This is a genomic window from Candidatus Flexifilum breve (assembly GCF_016713355.1).
In genome coordinates this window covers 1169908-1192588 of sequence record NZ_JADJPI010000037.1, presented here as the reverse complement: position 1 = coordinate 1192588, position 22681 = coordinate 1169908, and the positions used below count along the sequence as shown (strand labels likewise).

The window sequence follows — 22681 nt, the reverse complement described above, 5'->3', positions numbered from 1 at the left end:
TGCTCCTAACTTAAAATGAACCCCAAGAAACGCACAATATTCACTATTAGCCAAACTGTGGTAAGATCAAGAAATATGAATATGGTTAGTAGTGACATTTTGCACTTGCGTGGATAAAGCAAAAGTATGGAAGATTGTAGTGTGGCGATAGTTCTGGAAAATTAGGATATTTGGAAGGATCCCAACAATTGTTTGGCTTTCTGCGCAGACCCGAACACATGATTGAGGAACTTGAGGAGACCCATAGCGTTGATGGTCTTATCCGCTGCCTCCGATCGCGGAGAGAAAGAGTACGATTTCTAGCAATAGGTGCGCTAGGAAGGTTGGGAAGTGCTGAAGCTCTAATCGCGCTGACTCGATGTGCATGCCAAGAGCAAAACGTGCACTCCGAAGTGAAGCGATTATGTCGCTATGGCATATTGGAGATCCTGCTATCCAATATGTGTTTGCCGAACTTAGCAAGATACCCGATACGGCGAGTTTGCCAAGACCCCACAGGTTAGAACAACTAGTTGAGGATCTCATATTGTTAGGTTCTGAAAACCTTACGTCGGGTTCCAGTAGATTACAGACTTTGTTGCTTCGTATTCGTCAAAGTGCGGGAACAAGGCATGTTGATTGGCGTCATTTGCCACTACACGGGATATTGTTCACGCTTTCCAAATTGGAGATTGCTGGCAACGACTACGCAGTAGAGATTAGGCAACAGATTGTCCAAAAGCCGGAACAGACCCACTATATTGAAAGTGATTGGCACCTTCGCCATAGTCCGACCGGTGATAGAGCTATTGGTCATCCTGATTATCCGCATTCACTATATCCAATGAGATTACCGGCTCATTCGCAGCGAGAACAAGTAATAGAATTAGTGCCAATCCCAAAATTGGATGAAGGAGATCAATTGTAGCATGAGAATATTAACAGAGTAGATTTTACTGCAATATGTAACAAGCAGTTAATAGGCTTAGCAACTTCGACCGTTGAATTCATTCGCACACACAACCAATAGTTAAGGAGCAGGAACCATGAAAAACCGCAATATTCTATATGTTCTGTTTACTTCTCTATTTCTAGTTTTCGTCTTAGCATCCAGTGTTTTGGCTAATCCCAGTTTCAATGGAGTTGTCAATGCTCCAGATTTGATGCTCAACAGCAAACGAGCGTCACTCCAATTCAAGGCGGAACGATTACTGAGGCAGTAGGCACAGACGCCGTTTCATTTCACCCCTATGTAGCAATTGACAATACCTCCAAAACCTATCAGTTTAGAGTTTACGCAAGTGGTCTTTGGCAACGTGATCCACAAACCAATCTGCCAATTCCATATATGGCGGGATCTTGGACACTATCTAATGACGGCACAACATTCACATTTAATCTGCGGCAAGATATGATGTGGAGTGATGGTACGCCAATCACTGCACAAGATTTTGTTTGGACTTTTAATCAAGCAAACAATCCAGACAATAACTACCCCTACATCTCGATCTTTAACGATATTGAGTCATATACAGCCGAGGACGATTATACTCTTGAAGTAACATTGAAGAATCCGACTTGCGCTGGGATTTTGACCGCTGGACAAATAACACCTTTGCCAATGCACATTTGGCAGGACCTACCTTGGAGTGATCCTGAGAACAACCCGGAAATACTAACTCCTAGTGTCGTTTCGGGACCTTGGAGACTACAGGAATGGAGAAGAGACGAATATGCAATATTTTCCCCAAACCAGAGCTATTTTGATTCAGTTCCAGTAGTTGACATGCTGGCCACGCGAATTGTTCCTGATCCAGCTGTCCAGCTGCAACTATTAACAAGTGGCGAGATTGATTTTGCACCTGTATCAGCAGCTGGTTATGGTGAAGCGAGACAAGCCAGCAACCTCTCGTACTACGAGTGGACTCCGGCTCAAGCTGTCTGGTATTTTATCGGATTTAACTTCAGACGTCCTCTTTTACAAGAGGATGCGATACGGCACGCGCTTTCCTACGCTATGCCTCGTGAATCTATAGCTGAAGTTGTATTTAATGGTCTCGCTGCACCTACTCATTCTACGTACTCACCATCGAATTGGGTCTATAACCCTGATGTTCCAATGTATGACTTTGACATAGATGAGGCAAACAATGTTCTAAATGAGGCAGGATATGTGCTTAATGCCGATGGCAGGCGACTTGATGCCGATGGCAATCCTATTCAGCTTACAATTTATTACCCGACGGGTGACGGTCAAAGGGAACAGATTGCTTTGATTGCTCAAGAACAGTTCGGAGAACTTGGTATTGAGGTAGAAGTCGTTACATTAGAGTCACAAGCGCTCTTTGAATACCTCCAAAATAGCGCTGATGAATGGGATATGTGGGTCGGCCTCTCACGTGATACATCAGATCCTCACTTTATGTACCAAGCTTGGAGCGAGGCAACTATACCAGCTCTCAATATAGGGGCATACATCAACCCGCGGGTCGAAGAACTATATGCACAAGGCAATCAAACGCCCTGTGATATTGATAGCCGTCGAGTTGTGTATCAAGAGATTCAGCAGCATATCTCCGAAGACTCGGCTTACATTTTCTTGGTGGCTTTGAGAGGCTACGCATTTGTGAACAATCGTATAGTGGTCAACCCAGTAGAACCTCTGGGAGTTAATTATCGCATGAACGAATGGTCCGTTGGTCAATAGCTCAAACTACGGCGAAAACAGGGCGGAGTCTCATAGCTCTGCCCTGTTTTGCTTTTAGGCATATCTCCATGGGCGGCAACCTTCGTTACATACTTAGGCGTGTAGTGCAATCGATTGTCATCCTTTGGGCAATATCACTCATTGCGTTTGTGATTATGCACCTTGCGCCGGGCGGTCCAGGCGCAATATATGAAGACCCAACGATTAGCCCTGAGGCAACGGAGAGGATACGTGAATCGTTCGGTCTCAACGATCCAATACTTACCCAGTATGTACGCTGGTTAGGTAGTATTCTGCAAGGAGATTTTGGAAGATCATTTGTTGACTCGCGCCCTGTCCTAGGGAAAATCAGCGAACGGATTCCCGCAACGATTCAACTGAACGTCGCCGCACGCCTATTGGGTCTTCTCGGTATACCTCTCGGTATTTATTCTGCGGTTCGGCGCAACCGTTTCATAGATCATTTCATAAGAATTCTCCTCTCTATTGGAAGCGCGGCTCCACATTGGTGGATCGGACTCATGTTTTTAGTCTTTGTAGCTGCTCCAACTGGTTGGTTGCCACTTGGTGGTATGTATACGATTGGGAAGCAGGAGGACCTTTTAGATCGCATCTGGCATCTGGTGCTTCCAGCTACCATGTACGCTTTCGGTGATTGGATTGTTTGGTCACGCTACCTTCGCTCAGAGATTTTTGAAGTGTTGAACCAAGATTATGTTCGCACCGCCCATGCAAAAGGGCTTACTGGTAGCAGGATTCTTACACGCCATGTCTTACGTAATGCAATGATTCCCGTGATTACCATCTTTGGTGGGTCGTTCGCAACTATTATTTCGGGTTCAGTTGCTCTTGAAACAGTCTTTTCATGGCCGGGTATTGGTCGTCTCGCATATACAGCTTCGATTCAACGGGACTACCCCGTAATAATGGCTTTAATACTAATATCATCCCTGCTGGTAATGCTGGGAAATCTTTTGCTGATTTGGCTTACACATGGGCTGACCCACGTGTAAGGCTATCATAACTGTAAATGCTAAGGTGCTGAATATATGAATTCCCCTCTTCGTCCACTTCTCACTCAGCGTACACGTTGGTCTTTTAATCCACTTGTTTTGCTTCCAATGGTTATCCTTATATTGATCACACTGACTTCCTTCGGAGCGCCCTTAATTGCAACCCATATTCTGCAAAGTAGCCCTACGGATCAAGACCTCAGCAACACGTTCGTTCCATGGTTTCGTGGCAATCATATATTGGGTACCGATAACTTGGGACGTGATGTGTTCACAAGGGTGCTATACGCCGGACAGGTGTCGTTGACAATCGGTTTCACTGTAATGATTGTCCAAATGATGATTGGTGTGCCATTAGGATTGTTTGCTGGATTTTACGGCGGTTGGGTAGACGCTACAATTAATGTATTGCTTCAAATTGTACGAAGTATTCCCATATTTTTTCTTTTGCTTGTATTATCAGTCTTGTTCCGGCCAACTCCTTTGGGGCTGGCGGTTATGCTAGGTGTACTTGGCTGGACCAATACAGCGCGCCAAGTACGTGCAATTGCGTTTTCAGTGAAGAATCGAGAATATGTAGACGCGGCGCGAGCGCTGGGCGCTCAAGACTACCGCATTATCCTTCGTCATATCTTGCCAAACCTAAGTTCAATAATCCTTGTGATTGCTGGCTTTGACATTGCTTCAGCAATACTTACTGAAGCAGGCTTAAGTTTCCTCGGGTTTGGTGTTCAGCCGCCAATTCCAAGCTGGGGTAATATGTTAAGTGATTCACTTGAGAATGCTAGAAGTGCCCCCTGGTTAATTGTTTCTCCTGGCGTTTTCATCACTACCACTGTTCTTTGTATCTTCCTGTTTAGTGATGGCTTACGAGATGCTTTTGATACAGTCACTGGAAAACAGTGAGGGCAGAGCGTTTGCCATCCGTAGAGGTCATGCAACCTCGAAATGCCAGTTCCACCATGTAACTTCGATACGAGCGCAGTTGATCTGTACTCCCTAAAATGGTCTGCCCCTAGGAGGGGGTAATTCCTATCCTGACGGATGTTTTCCCTGTTGCCAACTTCATTTCACATTAGGCGTCACTATTGAACAACTACAGCTTTGACAGTTTGCATTTCGCGCAGTTCTTCCAATGGGATATGGCAGTAAATGGTATGTCCATCTCCGCCATTTTGCGCCGGAGGTTCCTGTGTCTCGCAAATTGTCCCGACTTTACGAGGACACCGGGTATGAAAAAGGCAGCCCGAGGGGGGGTTGGCCGGGCCGGGAACAGATCCTTCCAAGCGGATAGCCTTCATCTCTCCCTTCGAGTTAATCACTGGGATCGCCGAGACTAACGCTTCGGTATAGGGATGATAAGGCGGGTTGAAAATCGCCTCCGTTGGTCCAATCTCACAAACTTTACCCAGATAAACCACTGCCACTTCATCCGACAAATAGCGAACGATGTTGAGATCGTGCGAGATAAACAGCAAAGCTACATTGTGCTCTCGTTGGAGTTTTTGCAGCAGGTTCAGCACTGCCGCCTGAACCGAAACGTCGAGGGACGAAATCGGCTCGTCACACAAGACCAATTGAGGTCCACCGGCAAAGGCGCGGGCAATGGAGACTCGCTGTTTTTCGCCGCCGCTCAACTGAGAGGAACGGCGCTCCAGATAGCTTTCGTCCAGTTGAACCGCATTGAGCAGCGAAATGATGTGATCCCGCTCCTTTTCGCGCGCCACAATCTTGAAACATCGTAGCGGACGCCTCAACACTTCTTCTACTGTATGGCGGGGATTGAGTGACGAATCGGGATTCTGGAAGACCATTTGCAGTCCACGCAGGGCTTCCCGATTACGCCGCTCGATGACGTAAGTATAATTACTCCCGGCAAATTGGATCTCGCCAGAAGTCACCGGCTTCAGACCAGCCAGCGCTCCGGCAATGGTGCTTTTGCCGCAACCACTTTCACCGACAATCCCTAGCGTTCTCTGCTGCGGAAGGCTGAAACTCACGTCGTCCACCACCTTGAGACTTGGCTTCCTAGCAAATCTTAGGAAGCCAGCGTCTTGGCTGAAGTAAACTTTCAAATTCTGGACGACAAGCAGGTTTTCGCTGGACAGCTCCACCAGTCTGGGCGGTTGCGCTTCAGAGCGGGCAGCCAAACCGGGCTGCTCCAGCACTGTCTGCCAGCGGAAACAGCGTACCATGTGGTCGGCGCTGACCTGTTCCAGCGATGGAGCACCAGCTGTACAGCGGTGATCGACCAGTGCACAGCGGGGGGCAAAGATGCAACCCTTCGGGAGCGAGGTCAGCGGCGGCACTCGCCCCGGAATCGAGTACAAGGCGTCATCGCTTCGATAGCTACCCGACTTCGGCACGCAGCGCAGCAAGCCAACAGTATATGGATGGTGAGGTCGATCAAACAATTCCCGTACCGTGGACTGTTCAATTAACTCTCCAGCGTACATCATGCCCACCCGTTCACACATGCGGGAAATCACGCCTAGGTTGTGACTTATGAAGAGAATGGCCATTTTGAACTCGCGCTGGAGCTCATGGAGCAGATCAAGCACCCCTGCCTCAACGGTCACATCCAGCCCGGTCGTTGGTTCGTCCATCAAGACCAAATCAGGGCGCAGCAGCAGCGCCATAGCAATGACCACCCGCTGCTGCATTCCGCCACTGAGTTGATGCGGATAACGCTTGAGAACGTACTGAGGATCGGGCATCCGCACGCGCTCAAGCATTTCGATTACCCGTTTACGGGCTTCTATGTAGTCAGCATTTTCATGGGAGAGGATGACCTCGGTAAGCTGCTTTTCGATATTCAGCACCGGGTTGAGAGAGGACTGAGGGTCTTGATAGACCATCGCAATCCGGTTACCCTGAAGCCGAGATAATTGCTGAGGGAAGCCATCCTCAACTCCTGATTTTTAAAACGTATGCTGCCCTCTACATGTCCGTGGTGGTAGGTAGCCCATAATCGCCAACGCCACGGTAGACTTGCCACAACCACTTTCCCCAACCAGACCATAGGTCTCGCTCTCATGGATGGACAGCGATAGATTACGCACTGCACGGGCCAAGTTACCGCGCGTCTCAAAGCTGACGTTTAAATTCCGGATCTCTAACACTGTCATGGATTTAATCCGCCTTTGCCACTTCTATCAGACCATCGGCCAGCAGATTTAACGAAATTACGAGTGATGCGATGGCAAATGCCGGGAACAGCGGCGCAGTCGGAGTAATCACCAATGCCGTCCGCGCCTGGCTGACCATCTGCCCCCAGTCCGGATTTGGCGGCGGCACCCCAGCCCAAGAAAACCCAGCGCCCCCATTGAGAAGCAGGCGTAGCCGATACGTACGAGTCCATCTACCAGAATGGGACCGAGAGCATTGGGTAAAATCTCATGGAACATGATATACCAACCGGACTCTCCGCGCATCTTAGCAGCGGCAACATACTCTCTGTTACGCAAATCTAGCACGAGTCCGCGCACCAATCGGGAAACGCCTGGAGTCGTGCCGATTCCCAAGGCGATGACCACGTTCACCGCCGATGCGCCAATCGAGACGATAATCATCAGATAGAGCATGATCATCGGGAAAGCCATCATCACGTCCATCATACGCACGATGATTTCATCTATCCATCCGCCACGATAGCCCGCCAGCAAACCGATGCTCGTTCCTAGAAATAGCGCCAGCGAGACCGACAGTGTGGGCAAAAGCACCATTTGGCGGGCGCCAACTAGGAGGCGTGAGAAAATATCACGTCCCAAGTGATCGGTGCCCATGAGATGCGCTGCTGAGGGAGCTTTCCAAACTGCACCGGAACTGATCTCGTCGGTGCCATAAGGCGCAATCGCCGGACCGATAATGGCAATGACAAGCCAGAAGACCAGAACTAGAGTGGCCGCTGCCGCTGTCGGATTATGCGCCAAAAGGCGAACCCGCCGCCAGACCTGTGGGTCCGGCTTTGCCGGGGATGGGGGGATCGAAGGAGTCTCCAGTTGTTCTAAATGTTCTTCTGGGTCCATTTCCCCACCTCAGTTGAATCGGATGCGTGGATTCAGCACCGCATAAAGCAGGTCAGCGACTCCCTGCGACAGCACGATCAACGTCACGGCAACCATGGACGATGCCGCGATCATAGGAAGGTCGTTTCTTAAGGCGGCGTCGGCAAACAAAACACCGAGACCTGGATAATTGAATAGCCGTTCGATGACAATCAGTCCGCCGACCAACCAGGGAATCTGGGTACTAATTACAGCGATCGGTGCGATGAGGGCATTGCGAAGGGCATGACGGACGACCACCGTCCGATAAGGCAGTCCCTTGAGAATAGCCGTGCGGATGTAAGGGGATGCCATGACTTCGATCAGGCTCACTCGTGTGATCCTAGCGATGTACCCAATCAGTACGAGTGATGCCGTAAGCGACGGGAGGACAAGCTTCGGCCAGTGTTTCATCAAGTCAACGGTATCGCCGAGCAAACTACTGTCACCCGGTAGAAGTTTAAGCCACCAAGAAAAAACGAGGATGAGCAGCAGTCCGATAAGGAAATCCGGTATCGAGATCGTTAGCAAACTGCTAACAGAAATGAACCGGTCAGGCCAGCGCATTTCATGTAAACCGGCGATAATTCCCATCGTCAACGATACGGGAATAATAATTGTTAGTGCTAGGATAGCCAGCGTTAGGGAGTTCGTTAATCGCCGCTGCACCAACGGCAAGATATCTACGCCTAGGATATAGGACTTGCCCCAATCGCCTTGGACAAAATGGGTGATCCAGAGCGTATAGCGTTCAGGCAGGGGCCGGTTCGGTCCCATTCGCTCAGTCAGTGCCGCACGTGCTTCGGCGGTGGATTGATGTCCCAGTATCATCAGCACAGGATCGATAGGTACAACTTCTGACAGAAGAAAGATCAGGATAGAAAGGATCAGCATTGTGACGACTAGCGTACTTCCCGGCGCACGATGTACCGTAACATCGACCACTCCAAATGAGTGCGGCGACACAAAGAATAGGTGTCGCCGCATCAATTTCACATCAGGAACAATGACCTACGATTGTTCAAGCCAGGCATCAGCCAACCAGACATACAATTGCGGATGCAACTGATAATGAAATCTGCTGTTGACGACGAGGGCGTCCTGGTGCCAACTTGGGATCAACACTGCCCCATCCGCCGAAATCATGTCCATGAGCTGCTGCAACTGCTGCTGCCGCGTGTCTTGGTCAAGTTCCGCATCAAATTGGTCGAGCAAGGTGTCGAAGTCACGATTCACCCAATGCGATTCATTCCAGATACCAGTCGAACGGTAGGCAAGATTCAGAATCTCGCTAGCTGTATTCTTCTGCGTCCACTTATCGACGCCTAAGTAGAATGGTCCCCAGTCGTCTAGCCATCGGTCATAATAATTCGGATCAGGCTGCAACGTAGCGTTAATACCAATCGGTCGAAGCTGTGATGCCATAAAAGTAGCAAAACTTTCGGAGTCCTCGCTTGCAGGATAAAGAAGCGTCACGTCAAAACCGTTAGGATAACCACCCTCAGCCATAAGTTGTCTAGCCCTCTCGTAATCCTGCACTCGCGCTGTGACACTAGCAGGAGCAAGTGGGTAGATGCCTGGGGCAATCGGTTGATCATTTGCCGGGAGTGCCGCGCCCAAGAAATTCGTTTCTACGAAAGCCTGGCGGTCAAAGCTTAGCTTGACAGCTTCACGAATCTTCCAGTCAGTCCATGGTTCCTCATTGAAGTGCATAATTGCGTCTTCATGACTGCCCGTCTGAACCGTAACATAGTTGAGTCCAGGAATAGCACTATACTGGTCACGCAACGAAGGAACCCCAAGCCCCAACTGTATTGTGCCCTCTCGTAAGGCCGTGAGAGCAGACAAGTCATCACCGAAGTTAATGAAGTCAACCCCGTCCAGATAGGGCAGCGATTGATTATCAGTCCCCATTCCCCAATAATCGGTGCGACGCTGGAATCTAACGTGTTCACCCGCATTAAATTCAGTCATAGTAAATGGTCCCGTTCCCCAAGGGTTAGCCACAAAATCTCCCGGCCAATCGGCAGGTAGCACAGCGGCTACATAGAGGAAGAGGCTATAGATAAAATCAGCAGCAACCCGATTAGTGTGAATATTGACCGTAAAATCATCCAGTTTTTCCACGCCAGTGACATACGGAGCGGCTCCGGGGAAAGCTGAGGCGGTATTGGGGTCAATCAGGCGGTTGATAGTAAACACTACATCATCAGCGTTAAAGTCTTTACCGTGATTGAATGTGACGCCCTGACGGAGAGTCAGCGTCCAAGTCAGACCATCTTCCGAGGGTGTCCACGTCTCAGCCAATGCCGGTCGCAAAATCAAGTCAGTATCAATTCTAACTAGATAGTCACACATTGACGAATGATATTAGAGACAAAGATGTTTTCAATAGCAGCCGGATCAGAGATCGTGTTGGTGACAGACATCCCGGCTCCTAGGACGGCTATACCACCGCGCTTAGGAACCGCACCTTGCCTCAATGCCCTTGCATGTCCTACCTGTAAACGTTCCAACGGCGAAAGGAGAGCGAATCCCATCGCCCCTGCCCCCATTGCCGCCGAAAAACGCAAGAACTCGCGACGAGAGATAATGCCCTTCGTATGCTGGAAATGAGCCTCTTTGACCCGCTCATTACGTACTCGGAGATGTTTCAAATTAAATTTCCATGTCCCATTCTCCTCACATTTGAACTTATCAGATATGATACCAACAGTAGTTGAATGAACAAATTCCATAGACGTTACGCAGTCAAGGGAAACGAGCCAGAGACGGGGAATGAACCTTGCAGCGAAATGTTGCAGAAAAGATAACAACTGTCAAGATCGGATAAACTGGTTCTGTTGCGAAGTTGGTGAAAGAGGCGGATACAATCGGGGCATAGCTCTGAAAGCGACTGTGAAACATGTATCCACGCCAACTGATCCTGATCCCGATTAAAAAATTGAACATACTCAATTCAATGCCAACAAAAGAGCGCTCTTGCTGAAGATCGCAATCCGCAATCCCCAAGGGATTTGTCCCACTTGTCATCAGACGTCCACGCGACGGAATAGCGCCTACGAACGCCGTATCGCCGATTTACCCAGCAGTGGGCTACGAGTTGAACTCTGCTTGACGGTGAGGCGGTTATTCTGTATGCATCCGGAATACCCGCAGCGGATCTTCAGCGAGTGACTGCCTAAAGTCATGAAACCCTACGTGCGGCGGAGTGAATCGATTAATCAGTGATGGGAAGTGTGGGGACATTGGTGTGTGGTTCCCGGCTCCCCGGTTAGGGCTGCTGGTCGTTATCCACCAAAGTGTGTGGGGTCGCTGCTGCGGAAACTGCGCCACCTATTCTCAACTTCCCCTGTCGCCCCCCACCTGTGGAGTCACGACTGGCTTTTGAACACGCCAGCGACGGCGGCTGCGCCTCCCGAATCTCTCTGACCATTTATTTAGCTCAAACTGCGTTTGGAGCGTTAGTCACCAACTGCGCCAGCATCCGTCAGGGTGTGTTTGGCGCAAGCTGATACAGACGAACGCGGTCGAGTTCCCCTCGCTCTCCATCCTGTTCCCCTCCCATGTTCTCGGTTGAAGGACTGTTCGCAGTTGAAGGACTGGATCTTCCGAGCCGCGATATCGTATCTTCTTTTCGGAGTTGAGCGAGGATGACTCATACAATCGGTTTGAAGCCATGCCTTCACTACTGTTTCGCCTGTCTGCTGGTAGAACTCGTTCAGGTCTTTGCCGCTCGGCACCTGCACGGACTTGACTGCCCCGGAGAGCGCTGCTAGTTGTGCAGATGCTCCCGCCCCTGCGGCATCGGCATCCATACAGGCGATAACACGCGGCACGCCGAGCAGCGTCCGTACCAACGGCGGTCGATGCGGGCATGGCTGGCGCTGCCTATCGCCGCCGCCCGCATGAAGTCCCAGCCGACCTGCCATGCGATCAGCGCGTCGAACTCGCCTTCGGTGATGATGAGCGGCGTTCGCGGCAGAATGCGATCTGCCAGATACAGGCAGCCACGAATATTTCCACCGCTCACCTGCTGGTAACGCTGCTCGCCCGCCGCCCGGCGCACCTTGATCCCCCAGACGGCATCGTCAACGATCCACGGGATGAGGATGCCGCACGGCACGTTCAAGCCCTCGATCTCACGCCACGCGGTCGGTGCGCCGGGGAGGTAACCCAGTTGAGCGAGTTCGATGATCTTTTCGCTCAAGCCGCGCTCCCAGACCAGATAGCCCAACGCGCGCTGCCCTTCCGGCGACCATAAGCGCTCGCGCGCCTCGTCGATGATGCGCCGTGCTTTCGCCTGCCACGCCGCGTCCGGCGTTTGCGCCATCGGTTCGGGCGTACGATGCGCTGCGTTTACCTTTTCGATGTGCGGTAAATCACCGGCAGCTAGGCGTTCACACGCCTCCTGAAACGTGATCTGGTGGTAGTGCTGCACCCACGCGATGGCATCGCCGCCGGCATGACACTTGCCAAAACAGCGCCAGTGGTGGACGTAGACCACGAGTGAATAGCCTTTGTGTTCACTGTGCAGCGGACACTTGAAAGCGGCATAGTCACGCCCACGAAAGCGCGGCTTGCCGAGATCGCGCTCGACGAGCTGGCGCAGGTCGAGCTGTGCTTTGAGTTTTTCGACATCGATCATGATGTTCACCTCCACTTTCGTCAGTGCTTTTGCCATATGTCAAAAGTCAGAAGTTTCGACTTTCGTCATTCGTCATTGCCGCTGACGAAAGTTCGTTCTCACGGGAGAAACTGTGGGAAGGTAGCGCCTTTTTCATGCGGCTCACTTCCCTGCACGAGAGAAACTTTCGTCATACCCTTTGTGACGAAAGTTCCCACCTTTCTCTCAACTTTCGTCATGACGCTTCTGACGAAAGTTCGGCGTGAGTGACCCGGTAACCGCGTGCGCTCCGCCCACCGGTTTTGCGCTCGGCAATCTCGATCACCCCATCTTCGATCAGGGCTGCCAGCGTCGCGTCCACTTCCTTGCGCGATTTCACCCCGGCACCGCGCAGAATGTCCCGCGCTGATGGCGGACGTTCGCCATGGCGCGCGATGAAGTCCAGCACCTTCTTCTCGTTCTTCACATCCACGCCGATGCTCAGTTCGTCGAGCAGGCGATGCACCGACGCGCGGTACTCCTCAGCGAGCATCTGTCCCCGCGCCCAGTGGGCTGTCGTGATACGAGGCGTGTTGTGCATCCCCTCATCCGTCCAATCCATAATCGCCAAAATCAGCGCCAGCTTGAGCGCCATCGTCGAGAAGCGTCCATAGTTGCCGCGCAGTCGGTCATCGAGATTGCGGCGGGGATCGGTCATGTCGTGCAGCGCGGCATAGTAGGCATTGAAAAGATCAAAGACTGCCGGCTCCATCGTTGCGCCGATGGCGGGATGCTTGACCGGTTCGTCCAGATCGTGGAGCGCGAACTCGTCCGGTGGCATCGGAAAGGCGTTGTACACGCGCAGCAGCCGCGTTTTCAGGTCGGCTGGAAACTCGTGCGTGTCAAGGTTGTGTCCATTCAGCACGCACTTGATTTCGCGCTCGGTCGGGGTCAGACAGAGGAAGCGCGCCATCAAGCCGTCCTCCCATTCGCTGTCGGTGATGTAGCGCCCCAAGCGCGCAGGCGTGGTTGCGCCGATCATCGCCAGCGCCGGGTTGTAGACGATCAACTTGCCATCCCCGCGTAACTCACGCTCCAGGCGACGTGGCGCGTCAAACATTTCCATCATCGTTTCGGTATGCCCTTCCATGTACTTCTTCGGGATGAGCATCTTGCTCGCTTCGTCGATGAGGATGCCGCGCTGACCGGCGAAGCGTGCCGCGAGGTCTTCGTTCTTGCGCTCGAACGGCAGCAGCTTGTCGTAGTTGGCTGGCTTTTCACCCGCGAGCTTGGCAACCAGCATTTCGGGCGAGGTTGTCGCGGGCAGGAGCAGGTGCGGCATGGTGTCCCGCACCATGTCGGTGATCGCGTTCAGTCCGGTCGATTTGTGATAGTAGGTGGTCGGCGCGACCCACAGGTAGTACAGGTTCGGGTAGATGTCACCGAAGCCCAAGCGCAGCACGCAGCGCCGCGCCACCGCCAGTCCGACCGCCCACAGCGGACCCGATTCGAGGAAAATGCGCGGAGTCATCGGTGAGCGCTGGCTCAACCATGCGAGGCAGTCCCGGTGAAACGCGCCGACCGTCTCGGCCGATGCCATGAGTTTGTCGGTCAACTGTGCCGCTTTGGGCAGCGGCGGCACATACGCATCCTCAGTGCTCATTGCCTATTGATGGCACCGGGGCATTGGGATCGACGCGCAAGACCTGCGCGCTCAGTTCAGGATCACGGGTCAAAATCTGCTGCAAGATCGACCAGTGGGCGCGGTCGTGCTGCCAATCGAGTGACGCCAGCAGCGACTCAACCAGCGGGCTGAGGGTCAATCCAGCGGGAATATCCAGCATCGATACGGCGCGCCGCAGCGCGTAAGCATCGTGTTCAGTCAGGTTCATCGTAACAAGCTCCCAGGCAATACTGAATAGAACTCGTGCCAAAAACACGGTTTAAGGTGGGAAATTCAGTTGCACATGGGGGTAGGTTGTGATACATTGTGATTGTCGAGATCACATATGTATCCCATCCCGCCGCCCACGCGCCTCACCAGCAGTGGGCATTTTCTTTTCTAGGGCGGTGCGCGACTACGTGTGTTCATGTCATTCCTCCAAAATTGTTTGCACGTGCAAACAATTTCACTCATCCCCTAAATAGCGTTCCGTTTCGACGATCAACTTTTTCATCGCTTGCAGGCGAGCATGTGCAATCTTGGCATCACCTTCTTGTCGAATGAGCGCTCGCGCCAGTTCCTGCGGTGTGGTCGCGTTGACTCTTTGTGTTATCTTTTGCCATCTTCACGCTGATGGCGATATTTCAGGCATCTTGTCGACCTGCCGCCTATCGCCCTCGCACAGCTCCTTCACTTGTTTCAGCTGAGATTGAAGTCGATGATCTGCCGTACGATCTCGGCGTGATATTCTGACGGGAACCGAAACAACAGCGCAGTTTGAACTCCTCAATCGCGTGGCGGTCCGCAAGTTCAAGTGCCTCATCGGAAAGGCGCAGCAGGCTCTTGATCAGACTGAACTGCGCTCGTTTGATCCCACCCATCGCGCTCAGGATCATGTCGGTATACTCACGTTTAGCACGCAAGTCGATGTCAAGCGCCTGACGGTAGAACTCGTGTCCAACGGCATATGCCGGCACTTCATACCCGTGAACAGTGAGTAGCAAGAGTGCCGCTTGTCGTGCCAGTGCGACTGCCGTTAACCCTGAGCGTGCTGTGTTCTCTTTCGCCTGACGGAAAACCGATGAGCGGTTTGTCGGGATGATGATGCACGGGATCATCCCGTCGCCTGTATAGCTGGGGATGAAATCGCGCAGCAGCCATGTCGCCCAATAGCGGCGCTCGCCCGTTTCGATGCGGAACAACCGCGTCACGCCTTGCGAGACATCGACGACCGTCAAGGGATTGACCTGACCGTCATCCCGGATCGTGATCGCTAGATTGACCAGATCGCGCAGCAAGGTAGATCACCGAGCATGTCGCCCGTGACGGATGCCAGGTAAATCATCCATCCGGCTGGTATTGCCATTCGCCCGCGCCATTATTCGCCGCCCTTCGACAAATAACGCACGAGTGAAGCCACGACCTGGGCATAGGCTTTGCTGGCTGAGGCTCGCGGATCGTAGCTAAACAGGCTTTGATGATTTCGATGGGCATACGACACCGCTTCATTGGCGGGGATTACGCCGAGCAAGAGTTTGCCCAGCACCGGATGCGCTTTGAGTTCTGCCAGCAGATGGCTGTGACCCCGAATGCGGTTATCCATCTTGGTGACGATCAGACCGCTCACGCGCAGATTGGGATGCCGCCACCCTTCACGAATGTCGTTGATCTTCTGAATGACACTGGTCAAGCCGACCGTCTCAAGGTAGCGCGGCTCAACGGGAACAATCGCGTCTGTTCCGGCAAGCAGTCCCATTTCCGTCATCAGCGAGAAAGAAGGGCGGGTGTCGATGACGATTGCTGCATACTGATTAGCGATTTTGCTGAGGGGATCAGCGAGGCGATAAGGTGCGCCTGCGACACCCATCAGCTCGCGCTCTGCGCCTTCGAGCATGGGGGAAGCAGGGAGAACGTGCAGGTTCTCATCCCACGTCGAGGGCACAATGCAATTCATGAGTGTCTGCGGCGCATTCTGCCGATCCGCCATCAGAACGGTGTAGAGACTGTCGTCCGTGCCATAGTCCTTTTTGCCCGTCGTCACCAACGACGCATGACCTTGCGAGTCGGTGTCGATGAGCAACACCCGGCAGTTGGACGCATTGGCACGGCGGAGCATCCCGGTGATACCAAAGGCAATGTTGGTGGCGGACGTGGACTTGCCGACACCCCCTTTGTGGTTAGTGAATACGAAAACGCGAGTCATTTGCCATTTCCTCTCAGAACCCAACGAACCATCGATTTCGCTGTGGCTGGCAAGGACTGCGCGGAGGTGTGGTAAAGTGACATCCGGGAGTCCCGCTGGCGAGAGCAGCGAGCTTCAAGGTGACTGGGGGAGGTGGCGCCTCTCCCTTTCACCGCAAAAGCCGATTTAGTTTGGGTTCGTTATGAATGGCGCGAGTGATTCGCGTTGAGGAAATGGTAAACTATCGAGGAATTGAGCGGTTTCACGGGGAGAAAGATGTTCGAATGTGATCCAATCCTTCCCGCACGACAGGAAGCTATCCGAACAGTTTCCTGAGCCGAGACCGCTAGAAATTCTAGCGGTCTTTGCTTTCTTGCCCTTGCTGATCGCCTTCGCTCCACTGCGTACTTGGTCAGTGATGTCCTGCAAATACGCGAATGGCGCGCACAACTCCAAACGTATCTGTCCCGCCGGGTCAACGATGACCCTCTCAACCATATAACGCAGCAGTTCTTTCTGATCGCTGCGTTCAAGGCGATTATACACGATACCCACCTGCGCGATAATTTTTAGCGCCGCGTCAAGATTCTCGATGTATACCTGCTGTTGTCCTTCCAACCCTTCCAAACTCAGACGAATACGTGCGCGGCGATCCTGCCATTCCTGCCACTGCATGTCCCACAGGTTCTCTGTCACTTTTCCCGCAGCGTAGAGACGCATCATCCGCACTTCTTCTTCGTCAATCGACTTCAGTGCAGCAAGCAGCTGCTCACGTTCATCCGGGCGCAGATGTCCCATCTTCTCCGCAATGTCATCAGTATACGCCGCCCGAATCATCGGGATCAGGTCAGGGTCAACCTGTACACAGTGCAATGCATCTGGAATCTGACCATCAATGCTGCTGCACAGAAAATTGATGTTGCTGCGTGCAATGCAGTAGTACTGCGTTCCACCTCCCACACGAGACGCATTGGAGGTGGAACAGGTCAGGCGAATCAAACCTTGGCTGCCGGGAGCATCGAAGTAGAGCATTCCTTTGAGCAAGTAATCGTGACGCCGTTCACGTCCACGTTTCAGGTCGCGCTGTTCAAGAATTGCCAACCCGCGCTCGAATTCTTCGGTCGTGACAATCGGTTCCCAGTTCCCTTTGATGGTTTTGGGAGGCAGCTTGCCTGACTTGCTCGTCACCCACCCGGCATACGTCCAATTGTGGAATATTGCAGCCAGCGTACTGGTATTCGCAACCCGTTTACCGTTCTTCTTGACTTGAACAAATGGACGCCCGCTGCGATACTTGTGTCCTCTGGCGTGAAGGGTCTCACAAATCTGTTCCAGCGTCAGCTCGTTTTCTAGCAGCAAATTCCACGCATAGCGCCAAAGTGCGGCACGTTCCGGGTCTTGCTCGATCCAGTGGTTATGCCGCCCTTGGAGCTTTTTGGCTTCTCCAAGCACCTTGTCTTCGACATTGCGATAACCATCGGGCGCAACCCCACAAAAACCACCGCTCTGACGCTTCGCCTGCAATCCTCCCTTGACACGAATTCCCAACAGCGTTGACTCGCGCCGCGCCAATGTGAAGGACAGCGCCACGATGACCCGATCATCGGGATCCATTGGATCAAGATCGGGCGAATTAGCGAAGCGCACCGCTACACCGAACTCGTGCAGCTCGTCAATGGCACGGAGTGCCTCTGTATCGTTGCGTCCAAAGCGGTCAGCGCGTTCTACGATCACATACGAGAAGCGACCAACCCGGGCATCTGCCAGCAACCGCTGATATCCTTCCCGATCCGGCGTTTTGCCCGTTAGCACATCGACGTATTCATCGATCACCGGCAGGTCAGAGCGCTTCAGTACGTTTTCCTCAATGGCAAACCGCTGACGCGCTCGTGACAGTTCGGGTTTCTGATTTTCGTCACTGCTTGTGCGCAGGTACACCGCCCATCCCGGCTGAGGCGGAGCAGGCACATTCTTCTTTCGTTTGTCGTAAGGCATGTCATGACCTCAATCATGTTCGGCTAAGCTGATCTCTAGTCTGACAATACCCGATTTCTCGCTTCTCCTGTTTTTGCGGGCGATCTTCTATCAATTCATCGTCCAAGTCTTCGCTTGACCGGCTGCGTGTGATGATTTCGGCAACTCGGAATACACGCTTCATCATCGACTCTGACACCGATGCATCTGCTACTCCTGACACCATCGCGGTCATGCCGGCACTCCGATCATGAGCGGTTCGTCCGGTGCTGGGTCAATGTTGTGCATCCACTCACTGGCTCCACCATCACACCCGTATCCGCTCAAACACTTGTACTCGTTCACCGACACAAGGAGCAGTCCGTGACGTTCGGACGAACATGCAGGGCAGCGCCACAATCCGGCATGGGGGCTGGCGGCAAGCGGTTTGCCCAAATGTGTTTCTACCAGATCGCGCAGATCGATCAGGGTCGAGTGATTCTTAACCGTCATCGGCTCATCTCTTTTTCCAGCATGAGTGCGTGTTGTTCGCGCTCATGTTCGGTCAGTGCCTGCTTCACAAGGGTGTAGACGAGGTTAGCGAGTGGACGATCTTCTTCCTCCGCCCACTTTTCCAATTTGTCGTAGAGCGACTGTGGTAGCCGGAAGGCAATCCGCGCTGCAAATGGCGTGTCTCGATTCAAAATGATGCTCCTCATGACTTAACGTTTCACCAGCTTACTGGAAAACGCCAGAATTGAGGCGGAAATTTATGACATTTGTTCTGGTAAAAGTGGGCGTTGGCATAGGCAAATTTCTCGCGATTAGTACTTTTACCATCGAAATGTCACAGATTGATACGACTTGCGAGAATAAAACATTTGTTCTGGCGATGTAGGGAACTTCTAACCGAAAAAACACTCTCGGGGACTTGACGCAAGGTTAGGGCTTTGTAATACAATAGAGGTTCGGCTTTAGACCATGTGTTCGCATGAGCTTCGCCTATTCAAGGGATAAATACTTAGGAGCAAGGAGGTAAGCCATGACCTCAATTCCGGTCGTAGTTGTTTCCACGAGTGGCCTCACTCGCGGGGGTATTCAACAGATCATCTCGAAGTCAGAAGGGCGCATTGATATCAGCGCCATGTTTGCGACTCTATCCGAGACCAATACCTTTTTGAGCGACCATCCTGCGCGCGTTCTCGTCATCGATGACTCGCTGCCGCGGGGGATCAATCTTCCCAAGGAACTCAAAAAGCTTACCCATGCGCATCCGGGATTAGCGATTCTCATGATTGCGGGGCGTCCTACCGTCAGTCTGGTACGTCTGCTGCTGGGATTGAGCGCACGCGGCATCCTGCACAAAGACGACGATCTGGAACATACCTTAAATCAGGCGATCCAGCTGGCAGCATCGGGTGGCACAACGATCTCACCGCGTGTATCACAACTGCTCGAACAGCAGCCCACGCTTCCAGGCAATATCGATCAGCGCGATCTGGATGTGCTTCAACTTCTGACAGATGGTTATCAACCGAAGGAGATCGCTACCCATCTCGGCATTGATCGGCGCGTGGTCTACCGAACCATTAAGAAGCTGACTGCTGCCTACGAAGCACAAAACGTCGCGCAGTTGGTGCGTATCCTTGAACAGCAGAAGCTGCTGTCACCCAAGAAAGAATAGTCTGTTTCTCATGAGAATTTTGCTCACGCAAAAGTTCACTTTTACCTCCCCAATGTCACAAAGTGTCAACATGAACCTGACCTGTTGTGATACCCTGTGGGTGGAGAATCAGCGAGGGCAAAACAAGCATGACCACTCATATTCTGATTGCAGATGGCAGCAGTCTGACCGTGGTCGGCGCGGCAACGCTGCTCAAGGAACGCGCCGACACCCTTCTTACTACCGCCGAAAACGGGGATGACCTCCTCCGACTGGCGGGTGTCAACCAACCCGATGTCATTCTGCTGGGTGACCGTTTCGATCCGCTGTTCGAGACTGTGGCATTGGTAGAGCGTCTGATACAGGCGGCACCCGCGGGACGCATCATAGTGATGGGAAACACGACCGACGGCTTGGTCATCCGCGACCTGTTCACCATGGGGATGTGTGGCTACCTAGCGGTGGGGGATGATCTCTCAACCTGCCTGCTCACGGCGGTCGATACGGTGCTGCGTGAACACCCCTACTTATCCCCGACAGCGAACGCCGAATACCTGATCGCCATGCAGAGCAGCAGTCGCGACTGGAAATTGGATGCAGAAGCCCGCGCCGTGCTGCGTCTATTGGCGCGCGGCTGCACCGTCCGCGAGATCGCCGCGCACATGCGCCTGAAACGCCGCCGCGTGTACTGGGTTACTGAAAAGATGCGCTCCCGTTTCGGCGCGACGACCAATGAACACCTGATCAGCCGGGCGGTAGGCGAAGGATTCATGCGCCTACCCGATTAGCCCGGAATCTTCCCATCGTTTCCCGGAATCTTCCCAACCCTCAACCGGAATCGTCCAGTCGTTCGCTTATCCCACTTTGTTACGCTGAAACCAGCGTAAACAAACCCGGAGTGACGACATGCGACGACCTAAGCCAAGCGCAGCGCGGCGACTGCTGCCCGTGCTGGCGGCGCTCTGCCTGACGGCGTGGGCGACGGCCTTCTTCTTGATCCGCGCCCAACCCGGCGCAAATGATGTTCGAATTTCCACCTTGATGGTGCTGCCGTCGCTTACCCCGACGGAAACAGTAACACCGACTTTGCCTCCGACGCTCACGGCGACAGTCACAATGACGGCGACGACTGCGCCAACGGATACACCTGTTCCGACGTTCCTTCCGACGTTGAGCGAACGTGTGTTAGAGATCGCAGTGGTCATGCCCGGCGTGTACGTCCCGCCTACACTCACGCCGTTTCCACCGGGGATGATCCTGCTACCCGCGCCGCCCAACCCGGTCGAACCCCTCCCGGATGCGACCGACACCGCGCCGCCGTTCTTCGGGTGGTACAGCTTCGAGTCGGACTACCCGACGATCCGCTACGCGCCACCATGGACGCCACGCCTGTCGCAGTTCGCCAGCCGAGGGCAATATCACCGCACGGAAGGTGCATACGATACTGCCAACTTCATGTTTGAGGGTGAAGGACTGCGCGTGCGCTACGTCGCGGCGCAGAACATGGGGACGTTCGAGATCGTCGTCGATGGCGCAGTGCTGGACACGATTGACGCTTACGCGGATGAACTCCGCTTCCCGGTGACCGATGTGTACTACGTCGGCGGCGGGACGCATCGCCTCGAACTGCGTGGGATCGGGCAGAAGAACAACGCCAGCGAAGGCTATGTGATCGGGCTGGACACGATTCAGGTCTTTCGCGGTGATGCCCAAACCTTGATTCTTCCGCCGCCGGTGATCACGAATACGTCAACTCCCGAACCGCAACCCGCCGCACGGATCGAACTCGTCGGTGCGCCGCCGACCCTTCAGCCGACCGGAACACCGATTCCGCCGCGTGTCCTGACTGCCGAAGTGGTGATCGCCTACGACGAGAATGGCAACCGCACGGTCGATCCGGCGGAAGGCGTCGCTGGGATTTCCGTGCGCGTGGTCGAGGTCAACACCAACCGCGTGATCGCCAGCGGCTTCACTGACGAGCGGGGCTATGTGTCGTTTGAAGTCGTGACTGACGCGCCCGCGCAGATCGTTGTCCCATATTTCGGCAAGACATGGACGGTGCAGCGCGGCGGAAATAGTGCTGCGCCCGCCTACACCGTCCTGCTCACACCGGGCAACCAGCCGGGCTTGATCCCCTAGAGGTGAACATGAAGAAAGGTCTTTTGCTCATTCCGTTCGTGCTGGCGCTGGCTGCACTGGCATGTACCGGGACGCTGACCGGGATCACGGGCGCACCGGTCTACGTCTGTCCCACGCCCAACGTTCTCACGCCCACGCCGCTGCCGACGTTCGTGCCGATCCCCGGCTATCCGACGCTGGTTCCGTTTCCGACTGCGCTCCCACCGCCGACGGTCACGCCATATGCACTCCGTCCCCCGACGGCGTTCTATCGCGGGGATGCGGTGTTCACGCGCAGTCCGCAGTCGGCGCGCTTTCGGCTGGTGAATGTGTCGGTGGTCAATACGCCTGCCGGACGCACGGTCGCCGTCTGGGAGTTGGAGATCAAGAACCTAGGCGGGAGCGGGTATGACGTGTTTCCCGCCTACCAGAGCTACGTCAGCCAGTTGGTGGGTGGATCGACCGGAATATGGGGCGCGTCGAGCAACGCGGCGGTAGACGCCGGGCTGACTGCGACGTATGAAGCGATCAGCCTCGCGCCGAACGAAACCCGCAGCTTCACGCTCGCGGGCTTCATCCCGTATGGCGCAGCGCCGGATCGCATCACCTTCATGCTCGATCCGACGATCCGCCCGACCCCTCCACCGCGCCTGCCGGGGAGCAACGCGCTTGTCTGGCGGATGGAAACCAACCCGAATTGCAGTGCCGCGATTGCCGATCCGCCTGCTGGCGTGCTGCCGCCTCCATAAAT

22 protein-coding genes and 1 pseudogene are annotated in these 22681 nt (G+C 53.6%); 8 read left to right on the top strand and 15 right to left on the bottom strand.

Annotation, left to right across the window (positions count from 1 at the left end; genetic code table 11):
• The first annotated feature begins 1327 nt into the window (after positions 1-1327).
• From IPK17_RS36180 to IPK17_RS36170, 3 genes are all read left to right on the top strand, one after another.
• On the top strand, positions 1328-2686 hold the full coding sequence (locus IPK17_RS36180; protein WP_343422577.1) for an ABC transporter substrate-binding protein: 1359 nt from the start codon (positions 1328-1330) through the stop codon (positions 2684-2686).
• Complete coding sequence (locus IPK17_RS36175; RefSeq protein WP_343422576.1) at positions 2668-3699, top strand: ABC transporter permease; 1032 nt, start codon at positions 2668-2670, stop codon at positions 3697-3699. Before IPK17_RS36180 ends, IPK17_RS36175 begins: the two co-directional genes overlap by 19 nt.
• 336 nt (positions 3700-4035) lie before the next feature.
• The gene (locus tag IPK17_RS36170; protein WP_343422575.1) at positions 4036-4605 is read left to right on the top strand and encodes an ABC transporter permease; all 570 of its coding nucleotides are present in this window, start codon (positions 4036-4038) and stop codon (positions 4603-4605) included.
• Positions 4606-4784: 179 nt separating this feature from the next.
• Here the strand turns inward: IPK17_RS36170 and IPK17_RS36165 are convergent, their stop codons facing one another.
• The 6 genes and pseudogenes from IPK17_RS36165 to IPK17_RS36140 all read right to left on the bottom strand — a co-directional run bounded on the left by IPK17_RS36165 (position 4785) and on the right by IPK17_RS36140 (position 10483).
• The gene (locus IPK17_RS36165) at positions 4785-5894 is read right to left on the bottom strand and encodes an oligopeptide/dipeptide ABC transporter ATP-binding protein (RefSeq protein WP_343422608.1); all 1110 of its coding nucleotides are present in this window, start codon (positions 5892-5894) and stop codon (positions 4785-4787) included.
• Positions 5874-6827, bottom strand: a pseudogene (locus IPK17_RS36160) (ABC transporter ATP-binding protein); the annotation flags it as partial. The pseudogene IPK17_RS36160 and the gene IPK17_RS36165, both read right to left, overlap by 21 nt.
• Before the next feature lie 108 nt (positions 6828-6935).
• On the bottom strand, positions 6936-7727 hold the full coding sequence (locus tag IPK17_RS36155; protein WP_343422574.1) for an ABC transporter permease: 792 nt from the start codon (positions 7725-7727) through the stop codon (positions 6936-6938).
• A gap of 9 nt (positions 7728-7736) precedes the next feature.
• On the bottom strand, positions 7737-8639 hold the full coding sequence (locus tag IPK17_RS36150; RefSeq protein WP_343422573.1) for an ABC transporter permease: 903 nt from the start codon (positions 8637-8639) through the stop codon (positions 7737-7739).
• A 117-nt stretch (positions 8640-8756) separates the two neighbouring features.
• Positions 8757-10070, bottom strand: coding sequence for an ABC transporter substrate-binding protein (locus IPK17_RS36145; RefSeq protein WP_343422572.1), 1314 nt, complete (start codon positions 10068-10070; stop codon positions 8757-8759).
• 17 nt (positions 10071-10087) lie between these two features.
• On the bottom strand, positions 10088-10483 hold the full coding sequence (locus IPK17_RS36140; protein ID WP_343422571.1) for a twin-arginine translocation signal domain-containing protein: 396 nt from the start codon (positions 10481-10483) through the stop codon (positions 10088-10090).
• Positions 10484-10727: 244 nt separating this feature from the next.
• On the opposite strand from IPK17_RS36140, the gene IPK17_RS40865 reads away from it, so the two are divergent.
• On the top strand, positions 10728-10922 hold the full coding sequence (locus tag IPK17_RS40865; protein ID WP_350341673.1) for a transposase family protein: 195 nt from the start codon (positions 10728-10730) through the stop codon (positions 10920-10922).
• A 287-nt stretch (positions 10923-11209) separates the two neighbouring features.
• Here IPK17_RS40865 and IPK17_RS40860 read toward each other — a convergent pair whose 3' ends face one another.
• The 9 genes from IPK17_RS40860 to IPK17_RS36100 all read right to left on the bottom strand — a co-directional run bounded on the left by IPK17_RS40860 (position 11210) and on the right by IPK17_RS36100 (position 18853).
• A complete protein-coding gene (locus tag IPK17_RS40860) occupies positions 11210-11563 on the bottom strand; it encodes a hypothetical protein (protein ID WP_350341672.1) in 354 nt (117 codons plus the stop codon).
• Positions 11521-12393 carry a CHC2 zinc finger domain-containing protein gene (locus IPK17_RS36135; RefSeq protein ID WP_343422570.1) on the bottom strand — a complete coding sequence of 291 codons (873 nt, stop codon included), beginning with the start codon at positions 12391-12393 and terminating at the stop codon, positions 11521-11523. The genes IPK17_RS40860 and IPK17_RS36135 overlap by 43 nt, the downstream gene beginning before the upstream one ends.
• A gap of 214 nt (positions 12394-12607) precedes the next feature.
• Positions 12608-14014, bottom strand: coding sequence for a DUF3987 domain-containing protein (locus IPK17_RS36130; RefSeq protein WP_343422569.1), 1407 nt, complete (start codon positions 14012-14014; stop codon positions 12608-12610).
• Entirely contained in the window at positions 14004-14243 is a 240-nt protein-coding gene (locus IPK17_RS36125; protein WP_343422568.1) for a hypothetical protein, read from the bottom strand. Before IPK17_RS36125 ends, IPK17_RS36130 begins: the two co-directional genes overlap by 11 nt.
• Before the next feature lie 439 nt (positions 14244-14682).
• On the bottom strand, positions 14683-15312 hold the full coding sequence (locus IPK17_RS36120; RefSeq protein WP_343422567.1) for a ParB/RepB/Spo0J family partition protein: 630 nt from the start codon (positions 15310-15312) through the stop codon (positions 14683-14685).
• Between the two features lie 80 nt (positions 15313-15392).
• Positions 15393-16217: a ParA family protein gene (locus tag IPK17_RS36115; protein ID WP_343422566.1), complete on the bottom strand. Its 825-nt coding sequence runs from the start codon at positions 16215-16217 to the stop codon at positions 15393-15395.
• A gap of 165 nt (positions 16218-16382) precedes the next feature.
• Positions 16383-18191: a recombinase family protein gene (locus IPK17_RS36110; protein WP_343422565.1), complete on the bottom strand. Its 1809-nt coding sequence runs from the start codon at positions 18189-18191 to the stop codon at positions 16383-16385.
• A gap of 210 nt (positions 18192-18401) precedes the next feature.
• The gene (locus IPK17_RS36105; protein WP_343422564.1) at positions 18402-18662 is read right to left on the bottom strand and encodes a hypothetical protein; all 261 of its coding nucleotides are present in this window, start codon (positions 18660-18662) and stop codon (positions 18402-18404) included.
• Positions 18659-18853: a ribbon-helix-helix domain-containing protein gene (locus tag IPK17_RS36100; protein WP_343422563.1), complete on the bottom strand. Its 195-nt coding sequence runs from the start codon at positions 18851-18853 to the stop codon at positions 18659-18661. The genes IPK17_RS36105 and IPK17_RS36100 overlap by 4 nt, the downstream gene beginning before the upstream one ends.
• Before the next feature lie 338 nt (positions 18854-19191).
• Here IPK17_RS36100 and IPK17_RS36095 point away from each other — a divergent pair, with 338 nt between their 5' ends.
• The 4 genes from IPK17_RS36095 to IPK17_RS36080 all read left to right on the top strand — a co-directional run bounded on the left by IPK17_RS36095 (position 19192) and on the right by IPK17_RS36080 (position 22679).
• Positions 19192-19833, top strand: a complete 642-nt coding sequence (locus IPK17_RS36095; RefSeq protein ID WP_343422562.1) for a helix-turn-helix domain-containing protein — start codon at positions 19192-19194, stop codon at positions 19831-19833.
• A gap of 128 nt (positions 19834-19961) precedes the next feature.
• Complete coding sequence (locus IPK17_RS36090) at positions 19962-20600, top strand: hypothetical protein (RefSeq protein ID WP_343422561.1); 639 nt, start codon at positions 19962-19964, stop codon at positions 20598-20600.
• Between the two features lie 118 nt (positions 20601-20718).
• Positions 20719-21951 carry a hypothetical protein gene (locus tag IPK17_RS36085; protein WP_343422560.1) on the top strand — a complete coding sequence of 411 codons (1233 nt, stop codon included), beginning with the start codon at positions 20719-20721 and terminating at the stop codon, positions 21949-21951.
• Between the two features lie 8 nt (positions 21952-21959).
• Positions 21960-22679, top strand: coding sequence for a hypothetical protein (locus tag IPK17_RS36080; protein WP_343422559.1), 720 nt, complete (start codon positions 21960-21962; stop codon positions 22677-22679).
• Positions 22680-22681 lie beyond the last annotated feature (2 nt).